The 15,812-nt window shown below is 37.7% G+C and carries 5 protein-coding genes, 2 tRNA genes and 3 rRNA genes; 4 read left to right on the forward strand and 6 right to left on the reverse strand.

What is annotated here, in order from left to right; genetic code table 11:
- Positions 1-40 precede the first annotated feature (40 nt).
- From gltB to lysA, 3 genes are all read left to right on the forward strand, one after another.
- Positions 41-4,561: a glutamate synthase large subunit gene (gene gltB, locus AB3G39_RS13960; RefSeq protein ID WP_369765501.1), complete on the forward strand. Its 4,521-nt coding sequence runs from the start codon at positions 41-43 to the stop codon at positions 4,559-4,561.
- A gap of 2 nt (positions 4,562-4,563) precedes the next feature.
- Positions 4,564-6,018, forward strand: coding sequence for a glutamate synthase subunit beta (locus AB3G39_RS13965; protein ID WP_367768222.1), 1,455 nt, complete (start codon positions 4,564-4,566; stop codon positions 6,016-6,018).
- 304 nt (positions 6,019-6,322) lie between these two features.
- Entirely contained in the window at positions 6,323-7,546 is a 1,224-nt protein-coding gene (lysA, locus tag AB3G39_RS13970) for a diaminopimelate decarboxylase (RefSeq protein WP_369754073.1), read from the forward strand.
- 59 nt (positions 7,547-7,605) lie between these two features.
- Here the strand turns inward: lysA and pafA are convergent, their stop codons facing one another.
- Positions 7,606-9,219, reverse strand: a complete 1,614-nt coding sequence (gene pafA, locus AB3G39_RS13975) for an alkaline phosphatase PafA (protein ID WP_367768216.1) — start codon at positions 9,217-9,219, stop codon at positions 7,606-7,608.
- A gap of 191 nt (positions 9,220-9,410) precedes the next feature.
- Here pafA and AB3G39_RS13980 point away from each other — a divergent pair, with 191 nt between their 5' ends.
- Entirely contained in the window at positions 9,411-10,187 is a 777-nt protein-coding gene (locus AB3G39_RS13980; protein ID WP_369769442.1) for a methyltransferase domain-containing protein, read from the forward strand.
- 154 nt (positions 10,188-10,341) lie between these two features.
- On the opposite strand, the gene rrf is transcribed toward AB3G39_RS13980, so the two are convergent.
- The 5 genes from rrf to AB3G39_RS14005 form a co-directional block, all read right to left on the reverse strand.
- Positions 10,342-10,451 (reverse strand): 5S ribosomal RNA (gene rrf / locus AB3G39_RS13985).
- A gap of 163 nt (positions 10,452-10,614) precedes the next feature.
- Positions 10,615-13,500, reverse strand: a 23S ribosomal RNA gene (locus tag AB3G39_RS13990).
- 184 nt (positions 13,501-13,684) lie between these two features.
- Positions 13,685-13,758, reverse strand: a tRNA-Ala gene (locus AB3G39_RS13995).
- A 92-nt stretch (positions 13,759-13,850) separates the two neighbouring features.
- A tRNA-Ile gene (locus tag AB3G39_RS14000) sits at positions 13,851-13,924 on the reverse strand.
- A gap of 127 nt (positions 13,925-14,051) precedes the next feature.
- Positions 14,052-15,565: ribosomal RNA gene (locus tag AB3G39_RS14005) — 16S ribosomal RNA — on the reverse strand.
- The 16S, 23S and 5S rRNA genes sit together here with 2 tRNA genes alongside, the layout of an rRNA operon.
- Positions 15,566-15,812: the final 247 nt, after the last annotated feature.

The raw sequence follows: 15,812 nt of genomic DNA on the forward strand, positions 1-15,812 counted from the left end.
TCAATGAAATCTTTATTTTTGTAGAAAAAAATTATAAAGCATGAAAGTTAAAGAACAAGGCCTTTATTTGCCTGAATTTGAACACGACAACTGTGGCGCGGGATTTATTTGTAATTTAAACGGAATAAAATCTAACGATATCATTCATAAGGCACTTGATATTCTAATTAAATTAGAGCATCGTGGTGCTGTAAGTGCTGACGGAAGAACTGGAGATGGAGCAGGAATTCTTTTTGATATTCCTCATGATTTTTTTAAAAAAGTATGTGACTTTGAAATCCCAGCAACAAGAGAGTATGCAGTAGGAATGGTTTTTTTACCAAAAAAGAAAAACCAAGCTAAATTTTGCATGGATACTTTTGAAAAAACGGTACAAGATCAAAATTTAAAAATTTTAGGTTGGAGAGATGTTCCTGTTGATGTTACAAATCTAGGACAAATCGCAGCCGAAAAAGAACCTACAGTTAAACAAGTATTTATAGGTAAAAATGGTTTAGAATTGACCGAACAACAATTCAATGCTAAATTATTTGCTGCCAGAAAAATAGGAGAACATTTAATTCTGAAATCAAAAACTTCAGAAAGTCACATGTTTTACTTCTCTAGTTTATCAACGACAACAATAATATATAAAGGATTATTAATGCCCGAAGATATCAGTAGATATTACACGGACTTAACGGATACTGATTTAGTAACACGTTTAGCATTAGTACACCAGCGATTTTCTACCAATACATTCCCTTCTTGGGAATTAGCACAACCGTTTAGATACATGTGTCATAATGGTGAAATCAATACACTTCGTGGAAACGTAAGTAGAATGCGTGCTCGTGAAGAATTGATGAAAAGTGAGGTTTTTGGAGAAGATATTAAAAAAATGTTCCCTATTATATTAGAAGGAAAATCAGATTCAGCTTCTATGGATATGGTTGTAGAATTGTTATTGATGACTGGACGTACACTTCCAGAAGCAATGATGATGGTAGTTCCTGAAGCTTGGGAAAAACACCAAACCATGTCGGATGAAAAGAAAGCATTCTATGAATACAACTCTTGTATCATGGAACCATGGGATGGTCCTGCTTCTATTCCATTTACAGATGGAAATGTGATTGGTGCATTATTGGATAGAAATGGACTTCGTCCTTCTCGATATACATTAACAAAAACTGGTTTTGTAATTATGGCTTCAGAAATTGGAGTTCTTGATATAAATCCTGAAGATGTTGTTCAACACGGTCGTTTGGAGCCAGGAAAAATGTTCCTTGTGGACATGAATGAAGGTCGTATCATTGAAGATGATGAGATAAAAAATGCAGTTGTTACTAAACGTCCCTATAGACAATGGTTGAATGAAAATCTTCTTCCATTAGCTAAAGTTCCTTATACTAATAATGAAACTCCGACAGAGAATATTGACTTTGAAACGAGATTACGTTTATTTGGATACTCAATAGAAGATGTAAAAACCATTATAACCCCAATGGGTGCTAATGGAGCTGAGGCAATTAGCTCAATGGGTAATGATACTCCATTGGCTGTATTATCAGAACAACCACAACTATTATACAACTATTTTAAACAATTATTTGCTCAAGTTACTAATCCACCTTTGGATGGTATTCGTGAAGAAATAATTACAGATATTAGTTTAGCTATTGGCGGTGATTATAATATTTTTGATATTGAAGCTAAACAATGTAAAAAATTAAAAATCCAAAATCCAGTTATCTCTAAAGAGGATTTAGATAAAATAAAAAATATTGACCATGCCGATTTTAAATCTGCTTCTATTTCTACTCTATACAAAATAGAAAAAGGAGTTAATGGTTTAGAGCGTGCATTAGAAAAATGTGTTCAGGCAACTTATAAAGCAGTTAGCGAAGGACATAATATAATCATACTTTCTGATAGAGGTGTTACTGAAAAAATGGCACCAATACCTATGCTATTAGCATGTTCTTATATTCATCATTCATTGAATAAATTACAAGTTCGTTCAAAATTTGGAATTATCATTGAATCTGCCGAACCACGTGAACCACATCATTTCGCCTTATTATTTGGTTATGGAGCAAGCGCTATCAATCCATATTTAGTAAATGAAATTATACGTGACCAAGTTGACAAAGGCTTTATTACTAATGTAAAAGCGGATTACGCAATTTCAAACTACAACAAAGCGATTGCTAAAGGTATTTTGAAAATCATGAATAAAATTGGTATCTCTACTTTACATTCGTATAGAGCTGCCCAAATTTTTGAAATATTAGGTCTTAATAAAACCTTTTCTACAAAATATTTCCCATACACTCCTTCTAGAATTGAAGGGATTGGGTTAAATGAAATTGAAAAAGAAGTTAAAAAAAGACACCAAAAAGCATTCCCAAATTCTAAAATTGCAAGTTTATTACCTTTAGAAATTGGTGGAATATATAGATGGAGAAGAACAGGTGAAAAACACATGTTCAATCCAACTACAATTGCTAAATTACAGCAAGCAGTACGTTTAAACAGTCCAGAAAGTTATAAAGAATATTCTACAATGGTCAACGAGCAAAGCTCAAATTTAATGACTATTAGAGGTTTATTTGAATTTAATAATTTAGATCCAATTTCTATTGATGAAGTAGAACCTTGGACTGAAATTGTAAAAAAATTCAAAACTGGAGCGATGTCTTATGGATCTATTAGCCAGGAAGCCCATGAAAACTTGGCAATTGCCATGAATAGAATTGGTGGAAAAAGTAATTCTGGAGAAGGTGGAGAAGATCCAAAACGTTTCCAAAAAGAATTAAATGGAGATTCTAAAAACAGTGCTATTAAGCAAGTTGCTTCTGGTCGTTTTGGAGTATCTATCAATTATTTGACAAGTGCCAAAGAGATTCAAATTAAAATGGCTCAAGGTGCTAAACCTGGCGAAGGTGGTCAATTACCTGGTGAAAAAGTAGTGCCTTGGATTGCTAAAGTTAGAAATTCAACTCCTTATGTTGGATTAATTTCTCCTCCTCCACATCACGATATTTACTCTATTGAAGATTTATCTCAATTAATATTCGATTTAAAAAATGCAAATCGTGATGCACGTGTAAACGTAAAATTAGTATCTGAAGTTGGTGTTGGAACAATCGCAGCCGGAGTTGCTAAAGCAAAAGCTGATGTCATTTTAATTTCTGGATACGATGGAGGAACTGGAGCCGCTCCATTAACTTCATTACAACATACTGGTATTCCTTGGGAACTTGGTTTAGCCGAAGCGCAACAAACTTTAATCTTAAATGACTTAAGAAGTCGTGTCGTATTAGAATGTGATGGACAATTGAAAACAGGACGTGATGTCGCTATTGCAGCATTGCTTGGAGCAGAAGAATTTGGTTTTGCTACAGCACCACTAGTTGCATCAGGTTGTATCATGATGAGAGCTTGTCATTTAAATACCTGCCCAGTAGGTATTGCTACTCAAGATCCTGAATTAAGAAAAAATTTCAAGGGAACACCTGAGCATATCATTAACTTCATGTATTTCATTGCTGAAGAGTTAAGAGAAATCATGGCTCAATTAGGTTTCAGAACCTTGAAAGAAATGGTAGGACAATCACAAAAACTGAATGTTAATAAAGCAATTAAGCATTATAAAGCAAACGGATTAGATCTATCTACTATTTTATACAAACCAGAAAAAGCGAAGACAGTACCTAATCACAATACAACAACTCAAGATCACGGACTTGATAATGTACTTGATTTTGAAATCATAAAAGCGGCTATTCCTTCTATTTATAGAAAAGAAAAAACAAGAGTTACTTTTGATATCAAAAATACGGACCGTTCTGTTGGAGCAATTTTAAGTAATGAAATTTCAAAAATTTATGGTGCACAAGGTTTACCTGAAGACACAATATTAGTAGATTTCACCGGTTCTGCAGGTCAAAGTTTTGGTGCATTTGCAACCAATGGATTATCATTTAAAATTCATGGAAACTGCAATGACTACTTAGGAAAAGGACTTTCTGGAGGTAAATTAATTATCAAAGTACCCCCTACAGCTACATTTAAACCGGAGGAAAACATCATCATCGGTAACGTAGCCCTTTATGGTGCTATAACTGGTGAAGCATACATCAATGGTATGGCAGGGGAACGTTTCTGCGTTAGAAATTCTGGAGCAACAGCAGTTGTTGAAGGAATTGGAGATCATGGTTGTGAATACATGACTGGAGGTACAGTTGCTGTGCTAGGAAGAACAGGAAGAAATTTTGCTGCTGGAATGAGTGGTGGTGTTGCCTATGTTTTTGACGAGCAAAAACAATTTGAAAATGGCTTATGCAATATGGAAATGGTTGCCTTAGAAACATTAGAAGATGAGGATTTAAGCAAACTGAAACGTTTAATTAAAAACCATTCCATGTATACCAATAGTCCATTAGCAAAAAGAATTTTGGAAGACTGGGACAACCAACAAAAACACTTTATCAAAGTAATGCCTAGAGATTATAAAATAGCATTACAACGATTAGCAGAAGAAAAGAAAATTGAAGAACTAATAGCAACAGCATAGTTATGGGAAAGATAGGCGGATTTAAAGAATACGATAGAACAGACGAAAGTAATATAGCAGTACAAGAACGTGTAGTAAATTATAATGAATTTACTATTCCGTTATCAAAAGAAAAGATAAAAGAGCAAGGTTCAAGATGTATGGATTGCGGAATCCCATTTTGCCATAGTTCATGTCCATTAGGAAATTTAATTCCAGATTTTAACGACATGGTGCACCAAGAAGAATGGCAAAGTGCCTTGGAGATTTTACAATCTACCAATAACTTTCCAGAATTCACAGGTCGCTTATGCCCTGCTCCATGTGAAAAATCATGTGTATTAGGAATTATTGAAGAGCCAGTTGCTATTGAAAATATTGAGAAAAACATTATCGAAAGAGGTTTCGCTGAAGGATGGATAAAACCACAAACTCCTGCAACAAGAACTGGAAAAACAGTAGCCGTAATTGGGTCTGGGCCAGCCGGATTAGCAGCAGCACAACAATTAAATCGTGCTGGACACACAGTAACTGTTTTCGAAAGAGACAATGCAATAGGTGGTTTATTACGTTATGGAATTCCAAATTTTAAATTAGAAAAAGGAATTATCGACAGACGTGTGAAAATTCTAGAACTTGAAGGAATCACTTTTAAAACTAACGTAAATGTTGGCGTAAATTATAGCGTTGATCAATTAAATGAATTTGATTCAATTGTTTTATGTGGTGGTGCTACTGAAAGAAGAAGCTTGCCTACAAAAGGAATTGAAACAAAAGGAGTCGTTCAAGCAATGGATTTTTTAACGCAACAAACTAAAGTACTTTACGGTGAGGAAATCGCTGACCAAATCAAAGCTACTGGTAAAGATGTTATCGTGATTGGTGGTGGAGATACTGGTTCTGACTGTGTTGGAACTTCAAACAGACACGGTGCAAAATCGGTTACTAATTTTGAAATCATGCCAAAACCTCCAGTAGGAAGAAGCGAGACTACACCTTGGCCATTTTGGCCTTTGCAACTTAAAACTTCATCTTCACATGAAGAAGGATGTGATAGAAACTGGTTAATAAACACTAAAGAATTTATCGCAAATGATAAAGGTGAATTAGTTGGATTAAAAACTGTTGAAGTGGCTTGGAAAATAACTCCAGGACAAAGACCAGAATTAATTGAAAAAGAAGGATCCGAAAAAACTTGGCCTTGTGATTTAGCATTACTTGCTTTAGGATTTACTGGTCCTGAAAAAACTTTAAGCGAGCAATTAGGGCTAGAAACAGATATGAGAAGTAATTACAAAGCAACTAACTATCAAACTAATGTACCTAATATTTTCACTGCTGGAGATATGCGTCGCGGACAATCGTTAATTGTTTGGGCAATATCAGAAGGTCGCGAAGCGGCACGTGAAGTGGACTTCTACTTGATGGGGTCTACCAACTTACCTACTAAAGGTACTGGAGATTTACCAAGTTTGTAATTTCAAATAAACAATATAAAATGACTGCCAAATCTATTTTTGGGCAGTCATTTTTTAGTTTTAGGAGGTGTCCATACATCCACTATCGTTACTGTATGGTCGGGCTGTACGCTTCAAGTCCTCGTCGCTTTCGTAAAAACTACAGCGACTGTGGGCTATACGCTACCATCCCTCACCCGAAAAATTAAAATAACACAAATAAATAGCAATATTGTTTATTTTGTAACTTTTTGTTACAATTTGTTAGAATTTGTAAAATCGCTTGTGAGAACAAATAAAGAATAATAAATTTGCTAAAAATAATATAACAATGCAATCAAAAGACTTACTTCAGCTAGCAGAACAATTTGGCAGTCCATTATACGTTTATGATGCCGATAAAATAAAATCACAATACAACAGATTAACAAAAGCATTTTCTAAAGTTGAGAAGTTACGCATCAATTATGCAATGAAAGCATTATCTAATGTTGCTATTTTACAACTATTAAAAGAAATGGGATCGGGACTTGATACCGTATCAATTCAAGAAGTACAATTAGGACTTCATGCAGGATATGATCCAGAAAAAATATTTTATACTCCAAACGGTGTATCTCTTGAGGAAATTGAAGAAGTACATGCTTTAGGAGTTCAAATCAATATTGATAACTTATCTATATTGGAGCAATTCGGTGCTAAACACCCAAATGTTCCTGTTTGTATCCGAATCAATCCTCACGTAATGGCAGGTGGAAATGCTAATATTTCAGTAGGTCATATTGATAGCAAATTCGGAATATCTGTTCATCAATTACCACATTTAGTTCGTATTGTTGAAAATACTAAAATGAACATTGTTGGTATTCACATGCATACTGGTTCAGATATTTTAGATATTGAAGTATTCTTATACGCTGCCGAAATTTTATTTGATGCAGCAAAAAACTTCAAAAACTTAGAGTTCTTAGATTTTGGAAGCGGATTCAAAGTGCCTTACAAAAAAGACGATATCGAAACAGATATTGAAGAATTAGGAAAGAAATTAACTAAAAGATTCAATGCTTTCTGTACAGAGTATGGAAAAGAATTGACATTAATATTCGAACCAGGTAAATTTCTAGTGAGTGAAGCTGGGTCTTTTTTAGTAAAAGTAAATGTAATCAAACAAACAACATCAACCGTATTTGCTGGAGTTGATAGTGGATTCAACCATTTAATACGTCCAATGTTATACGGATCTCAACATCATATTGACAATATATCAAATCCAAAAGGAAAAGAACGTTTCTATTCCGTTGTAGGATATATTTGCGAAACAGATACTTTTGCAAGCAATAGAAGAATCCCTGAAATAAAAGAAGGTGACATATTAAGTTTTAGAAATGCAGGTGCTTATTGTTATTCAATGGCATCCAATTATAATTCACGATACAAACCAGCTGAAGTATTATGGATGAATGGCCAAGGTCACTTAATACGTGCTCATGAAACATTTGAAGACTTATTAAAAAATCAAATTCCATTACCAGTAGAAGCTACTGTTTAAAAATAAAATCAAAAAAAAGGTGTATTTTCAAATACACCTTTTTTCGTTTCTATCATAACCTAGTCCTTTAAAACTTCCTCAAGAACATTTGCTTCAGTTCCATTCGGAAAAGAAACCTTAATCTTCTGCGCGATTGTGGGCGCAATTTGAGTAATGACTTTTTTATCAAATGATTCTCCCTTTTTAATATGCCAACCGTAAAAAATAGCGGGAACGTGAGTATCATAAGTATAAGTAGTTCCATGAGAAGTTCCTGTTCCAAGGTACTCGATATAACCAGGTTTATCTAAAATAACTAAATCGCCATTTTGAGTTACATCATATCCCTTAGCGATAAAGTTCAAGAAATAATCATTACCTGTTGAATTTAAAATTTCATCTTCAGTATACACTCTTTTGACATAATCCTGAGTCATTAAAAATTCTTTAAAAGCCTCTTTTACTACACTTAAATCAAGGTTTTTAGTTTTAATAATTTCTTCATTAAAAAATAAATTGAAATTTGAATAATTTAAAACTAAGTCCGTTCCAAAAGTTTTCACAGAAAAATCCTTTAAATTATTTCTAATATCTTTAGGACTTATACTGCTTACATTGTATTTATGATCTTTAAGATAGTTTACATTTTCAGCACCTGCATGATCAGCAGTCAAAAACAATAAGTAATTATCTTTTCCAACTGTTTTATCTAAATAATTCAAAAACTCAGCAATTGTTTGATCTAATCGCAAATAAGTATCTTGTAGTTCCATTGATCTTGGCCCTAATAAATGACCTACATAATCTGTTGAAGAAAAACTAACTGTAAGGAAATCAGTAATATTATCTTTCCCTAATTCCTCTTTTTCAATAGCTTTCATTGCAAATTCTGCCAATAAATTATTTCCAAAGGGAGTAGATCGCAATACACCAGCATCATTTTTAGCATACATATCCTTTAAATTATAAGGAAAAACGGGAGCCACACTATTATATAACTTCCCTTCATAAGGATTATTATCCTCTAAACTTTCATCATAAGTAGCTTTTGGTTTCAATAAATCCCATCCTTTATTGATATATGACATATAATGCTTTTCATCATTGAATTTTTGAACCCAATCAGGTAATTTTTCACCATAAAAAGAACTAGAAATAAAAGAACCTGTTTTACTGTACCAAAAAGCCCAATTTGCAAAATGACCAGCAGGTAATATAGCACCACGATCTTTAAGACTCAAACCGATTACCTTACCTTTAAAATTAGTACCCATTCTCAACTCATCAGTAATTGTAGTCGTTAAAAGATTTTTAGGAGACATCTCACCTTCTTCTTTAGTTCCATCCCCTACAGTGTTCACACTTGCATCATCTGTGCAATACATCTCTTTACCCAATTTTCTACTAAACCACTCATTACTTACAATACCATGAATTGCCGGAGTTGTACCTGTATAAATTGAGGCATGCCCAGGAGCAGTATAAGTGGGCATATAATTATAATGCATATTTTGAAAAGTATATCCATTTCCCATTAATCTTTTGAAACCATCATTTGAAAAATCATTCGAAAAACGATATAAATATTCCATTTTCATTTGATCAACAACAATACCTACTACCAATTTAGGTCTCTCCTGTGCTTGTAAATTTGACATGATAATAACAGCCAAAAACAAAAATATTTTCTTCATAATAAAATTTTATAACAACAAAAATACATTATAGATTTCAGAAACCGAAAATATGAAACAAATAAGAGAAAGAATTAATATAATAATAACTTTTATGATTATATTTAATTATAAAACAATCCAATTATTTCTACACACTATCCAAAATGGTTTAAATTTAAATTGTGAATTATCTTCTAAAAACACAAATAATGGAAATGTATGATAACAAAGAAATTTTTCAGAAATCTTGGGATAAAAATTACTTGTCAGAAGAATTAATTCAAGCACAATGGGCAGAATTTGTAGAACTTAAAAAGGTCATTACAGAATTGTATCAAAGAAAGAAAACACCTTTGTCTATTCTTGATATCGGAATTGGAAATGGCAGAATAGCAAAGCATCTTAGTGGAATTCCTGAAATGTGGAAAATGGTGGGTTCATATGACGGCACAGATAATGCCGAAGCCTGTGTAATACTGTCAAGACAGACAGCAAAAGAATTAAAAATTGATGATAAAGTAGCGATCTATCTTGAAGACGCCATCAACTTAGATAAATGGAAGAAAAAATATGATTTAATTATTATCACATGGTTCACAGCTGGCAATTTTTACCCTAGCAATTTTTCTTTTGAAAGGTATAACCCCTTAGAGAGGCGGCTGGATCTAACAAAAAATGAAAAATTCGAAATTATATTTTCAAATTTATACAAGTTGTTGCGCTCTGGAGGGGAAATAGTAATAGGTGCATGCTACATTGACAATGATAAAACTAGACTTAAACAAGAACATTCCTATAAAAAAATGGGAATGACAATAATCACAGATGCTAAAGATAGTTTTACCGCTACAAAAGAAGGTTTCTGGTCTCAGCGTTTTACGGAAGAAAAAATACGGAACTATTTATCTTTTGTTGAAACCGAAAAAATATCATTCAATTCCCTTGATACTTATGATTATGCGATGCAAGTAAGAATTAAAAAATAAATAAAATATGCAGTTACTTTAAAAACGGAATAAAAACCCCTTCGATTAAATCATTAGGATTGCCATTTCTTCTCTAATACCCATTCCTTGAAGAAAAATCGATTTTTTTGCGCACAAAAAAACCCTATCCAAATAAATGAATAGGGTTTTTAAAGAAAGGCGACGACATACTCTCCCACATAACTGCAGTACCATCTGCGCAGGCGGGCTTAACTACTCTGTTCGGGATGGGAAGAGGTGAGCCCCGCCGCAATAACCACCTTAAGAAGTTATAATTGCTTTGGGCAATTTTTCAATGATTGTTTATCTTATGATAAAAATCTATTGAACAATATCTTAACATACTGAGATAAAGAAAAAAATATTAGTTCCTGAACGAATCTAGGAATTAGAAAGTTTCCCCAGCCTCTTGCGAGGCTGGAAAGGTGTACATAAGCTTACGGATTATTAGTACTACTCGACTATGACATTACTGCCTTTACATCTATAGCCTATCAACGTGGTCATCTCCCACGATCCTTAAAAGAAATCTCATCTTGTGGTGGGTTTCGCGCTTATATGCTTTCAGCGCTTATCCCTTCCAAACGTAGCTACTCTGCCATGCCACTGGCGTGACAACAGATACACTAGAGGTTTGTCCAATTCGGTCCTCTCGTACTAGAATCAGATCCACTCAAATTTCTTGCGCCCACAGTAGATAGAGACCGAACTGTCTCACGACGTTCTGAACCCAGCTCGCGTGCCACTTTAATGGGCGAACAGCCCAACCCTTGGGACCTTCTCCAGCCCCAGGATGTGACGAGCCGACATCGAGGTGCCAAACCCCCCCGTCGATATGAGCTCTTGGGGGAGATCAGCCTGTTATCCCCGGCGTACCTTTTATCCTTTGAGCGATGGCCCTTCCATGCGGAACCACCGGATCACTATGCTCTACTTTCGTACCTGATCGACCTGTATGTCTCTCAGTCAAGCTCCCTTATGCCATTGCACTCTACGCACGGTTACCAAGCGTACTGAGGGAACCTTTAGAAGCCTCCGTTACTCTTTTGGAGGCGACCACCCCAGTCAAACTACCCACCAAGCAATGTCCCCCGCAAAACGGGGTTAGGCCTCAGATAAACAAAGGGTTGTATTTCAACAATGACTCCACAACGCCTAGCGACGCCACTTCACAGTCTCCAACCTATCCTACACATCATTTATCCAAGGTCAATACTAAGCTATAGTAAAGGTGCACAGGGTCTTTTCGTCCCACTGCGGGTAAACGGCATCTTCACCGTTACTACAATTTCACCGAGCTCATGGCTGAGACAGTGTCCAGATCGTTACACCATTCGTGCAGGTCGGAACTTACCCGACAAGGAATTTCGCTACCTTAGGACCGTTATAGTTACGGCCGCCGTTTACTGGGGCTTCATTTCAATGCTTCTGGTTACCCATAACATCTCCACTTAACCTTCCAGCACCGGGCAGGTGTCAGGCCCTATACTTCATCTTACGATTTTGCAGAGCCCTGTGTTTTTGATAAACAGTCGCCTGGACCTCTTCACTGCGGCCAGCATTGCTGCTGGCGACCCTTCTCCCGAAGTTACGGGTCTATTTTGCCTAATTCCTTAGCCATGAATCTCTCGAGCACCTTAGAATTCTCATCTCGACTACCTGTGTCGGTTTGCGGTACGGGTACTATTAACCTGAAGTTTAGAGGTTTTTCTTGGAAGCCCTTAGGTGCACTATCTCTTTGTCCGAAGACGCCGAGTACTATCGTATTTCCCCAAAACCCGTGGATTTGCCTGCGGGTCTTATAGGTAGGTACTTCAACGAACTATTCCGTCAGTTCGCGGCACTTTCATCACTCCGTCACCCCATCACAGTTAACAGTAGTACGGGAATATTAACCCGTTGTCCATCGACTGTCCCTTTCGGGTTCGCCTTAGGTCCCGACTAACCCACAGCTGATTAGCATAGCTGTGGAAACCTTAGTCTTTCGGTGTGCGGGTTTCTCGCCCGCATTATCGTTACTTATGCCTACATTTTCTTTTCTCACCGGTCCAGCATACCTTACGATACACCTTCTACCCTGTGAGAATGCTCCCCTACCACTTACAATAAATTGTAAATCCATAGCTTCGGTAATATACTTATGCCCGATTATTATCCATGCTCGTCCGCTCGACTAGTGAGCTGTTACGCACTCTTTAAATGAATGGCTGCTTCCAAGCCAACATCCTAGCTGTCTATGCAGACAAACCTCGTTCTTTCAACTTAGTATATATTTGGGGACCTTAGCTGATGGTCTGGGTTCTTTCCCTCTCGGACTTGGACCTTAGCACCCAAGCCCTCACTGTTAGTGAACATTATATAGCATTCGGAGTTTGTCAGGAATTGGTAGGCGGTGAAGCCCCCGCATCCAATCAGTAGCTCTACCTCTATATAACTTTATAACTAACGCTGCACCTAAATGCATTTCGGGGAGTACGAGCTATTTCCGAGTTTGATTGGCCTTTCACCCCTACCCACAGATCATCCCAAGACTTTTCAACGTCAACGGGTTCGGTCCTCCACTATGTGTTACCACAGCTTCAACCTGTCCATGGGTAGATCACACGGTTTCGCGTCTAACACTACTGACTAAAGCGCCCTATTCAGACTCGCTTTCGCTACGGATCCGTGGCTTAACCACTTATCCTTGCCAGCAACGTTAACTCGTAGGCTCATTATGCAAAAGGCACGCCGTCACCCCACGAAGGGGCTCCGACCGCTTGTAAGCGTATGGTTTCAGGATCTATTTCACTCCGTTATTCACGGTTCTTTTCACCTTTCCCTCACGGTACTGGTTCACTATCGGTCTCTCAGGAGTATTTAGCCTTAGCGGATGGTCCCGCCAAATTCAGACAGGATTTCTCGTGTCCCGCCCTACTCAGGATACCACTATCAATTATATCACTTACCTATACAGGACTATCACCCTCTTTGGTTCTACTTTCCAGTAGATTCTAGTTCGTTTTACATTGAATATCGTGGTCCTACAACCCCAACATTGCCGTAACAACATTGGTTTGGGCTAATCCGCGTTCGCTCGCCACTACTTACGGAATCACTTTTGTTTTCTTCTCCTCCGCCTACTTAGATGTTTCAGTTCAGCGGGTTTGCCCACCTATCGGTGTACTAGATCTTCAATCTAGTGGGTTGCCCCATTCAGGTATCTACGGATCAATCGGTGTGTGCCCGTCCCCGTAGCTTTTCGCAGCTTATCACGCCTTTCATCGCCTCTGAGAGCCAAGGCATCCCCCATACGCCCTTATTTTGCTTATTGTACCAATCTTAAATTTAATTAAGACCGTTTTTGTTTGTTTTCTACTATAAATAGTAAAAAACGCTTTCTACTTTTTATATTTTTCTTATCTCAATATGTCAATGAACTTTTATCGCTAGTTTAATCGTTTTTTCGTTTAATCGTTTAACCGATTTAACAAATCAACGTATCAACTTTTGATTTGTGGAGAATAACGGAGTCGAACCGTTGACCTCCTGCGTGCAAGGCAGGCGCTCTAGCCAGCTGAGCTAATCCCCCAATCTATTTATGAATTGTGAATTATCAATTATGAATCTATGATTCATGATTTCTCAACTCCAGATTTCTTCTTTTTATTTAAGTATAAATAGTTGTCTCGGACAGACTCGAACTGTCGACCCCTACATTATCAGTGTAGTACTCTAACCAGCTGAGCTACGAGACACTCTTATTCTTAAATGGTATTATTTGAACTAACAGCAAGAGTAATAAATTCTCAATCTTTGTTTCCACTTTCTCTTTTCGTCTCTTTCCCTACCGTGTTGATTAATCAACTAACACTAAGGCTCTAGAAAGGAGGTGTTCCAGCCGCACCTTCCGGTACGGCTACCTTGTTACGACTTAGCCCTAGTTACCAGTTTTACCCTAGGCAGCTCCTTGCGGTCACCGACTTCAGGCACCCCCAGCTTCCATGGCTTGACGGGCGGTGTGTACAAGGCCCGGGAACGTATTCACCGGATCATGGCTGATATCCGATTACTAGCGATTCCAGCTTCACGGAGTCGAGTTGCAGACTCCGATCCGAACTGTGACCGGTTTTGTAGATTCGCTCCTGGTCGCCCAGTGGCTGCTCTCTGTACCGGCCATTGTAGCACGTGTGTAGCCCAAGGCGTAAGGGCCGTGATGATTTGACGTCATCCCCACCTTCCTCACAGTTTGCACTGGCAGTCTCGTTAGAGTTCCCGACATGACTCGCTGGCAACTAACAACAGGGGTTGCGCTCGTTATAGGACTTAACCTGACACCTCACGGCACGAGCTGACGACAACCATGCAGCACCTTGTAAATTGTCTTGCGAAAAGTCTGTTTCCAAACCGGTCAATCTACATTTAAGCCTTGGTAAGGTTCCTCGCGTATCATCGAATTAAACCACATGCTCCACCGCTTGTGCGGGCCCCCGTCAATTCCTTTGAGTTTCAAACTTGCGTTCGTACTCCCCAGGTGGGATACTTATCACTTTCGCTTAGCCACTGAGATTGCTCCCAACAGCTAGTATCCATCGTTTACGGCGTGGACTACCAGGGTATCTAATCCTGTTCGCTACCCACGCTTTCGTCCATCAGCGTCAATATATTAGTAGTAACCTGCCTTCGCAATTGGTATTCCATGTAATCTCTAAGCATTTCACCGCTACACTACATATTCTAGTTACTTCCTAATAATTCAAGTCTAGCAGTATCAATGGCCGTTCCACCGTTGAGCGATGGGCTTTCACCACTGACTTACTAAACCGCCTACGGACCCTTTAAACCCAATGATTCCGGATAACGCTTGGATCCTCCGTATTACCGCGGCTGCTGGCACGGAGTTAGCCGATCCTTATTCTTACGATACCGTCAAGACTCTACACGTAGAGTTGTTTCTTCTCGTATAAAAGCAGTTTACAATCCATAGGACCGTCATCCTGCACGCGGCATGGCTGGATCAGGCTTGCGCCCATTGTCCAATATTCCTCACTGCTGCCTCCCGTAGGAGTCTGGTCCGTGTCTCAGTACCAGTGTGGGGGATCTCCCTCTCAGGACCCCTACCCATCGTAGCCTTGGTATGCCGTTACCATACCAACTAGCTAATGGGACGCATGCTCATCTTTCACCGATAAATCTTTAATAATTAAATGATGCCACTCAATTATACTATGAGGTATTAATCCAAATTTCTCTGGGCTATCCCTCTGTGAAAGGTAGATTGCATACGCGTTACGCACCCGTGCGCCGGTCTCTAATTCCGAAGAACTATACCCCTCGACTTGCATGTGTTAAGCCTGCCGCTAGCGTTCATCCTGAGCCAGGATCAAACTCTTCATCGTATATTATGCAAGAACCATAAATGATTCTCTATTTATTTTTGACTGAAGGTCTAGTGGTTTTTTCAAATCTCTCGATTCTATTACTCTTTATTCTTTTGTCTTAAGATCTCTCTTAAAACGGCTGTCAATTCAATATGTCTAGGAACGTGTCTTATCTTGTTTTTCACTCGTAGCAACACTTAACGTATTTCTCCAAGCGGGTGCAAAAGTAGATATTACTTTTAAACCTCACAAGCTTTTTTGAAAC

The organism is Flavobacterium sp. WC2416, assembly GCF_041200095.1.
GTDB lineage: Bacteria > Bacteroidota > Bacteroidia > Flavobacteriales > Flavobacteriaceae > Flavobacterium.

What these genes read in the sequence shown, in the direction of transcription:
- gltB (WP_369765501.1), top strand. Translation starts at nt 41, where the DNA reads ATGAAAGTTAAAGAACAAGGCCTTTATTTGCCTGAATTTGAACACGAC.
- pafA (WP_367768216.1), bottom strand. Translation starts at nt 9,219, where the DNA reads ATGAAGAAAATATTTTTGTTTTTGGCTGTTATTATCATGTCAAATTTA.
- AB3G39_RS13965 (WP_367768222.1), top strand. Translation starts at nt 4,564, where the DNA reads ATGGGAAAGATAGGCGGATTTAAAGAATACGATAGAACAGACGAAAGT.
- AB3G39_RS13980 (WP_369769442.1), top strand. Translation starts at nt 9,411, where the DNA reads ATGGAAATGTATGATAACAAAGAAATTTTTCAGAAATCTTGGGATAAA.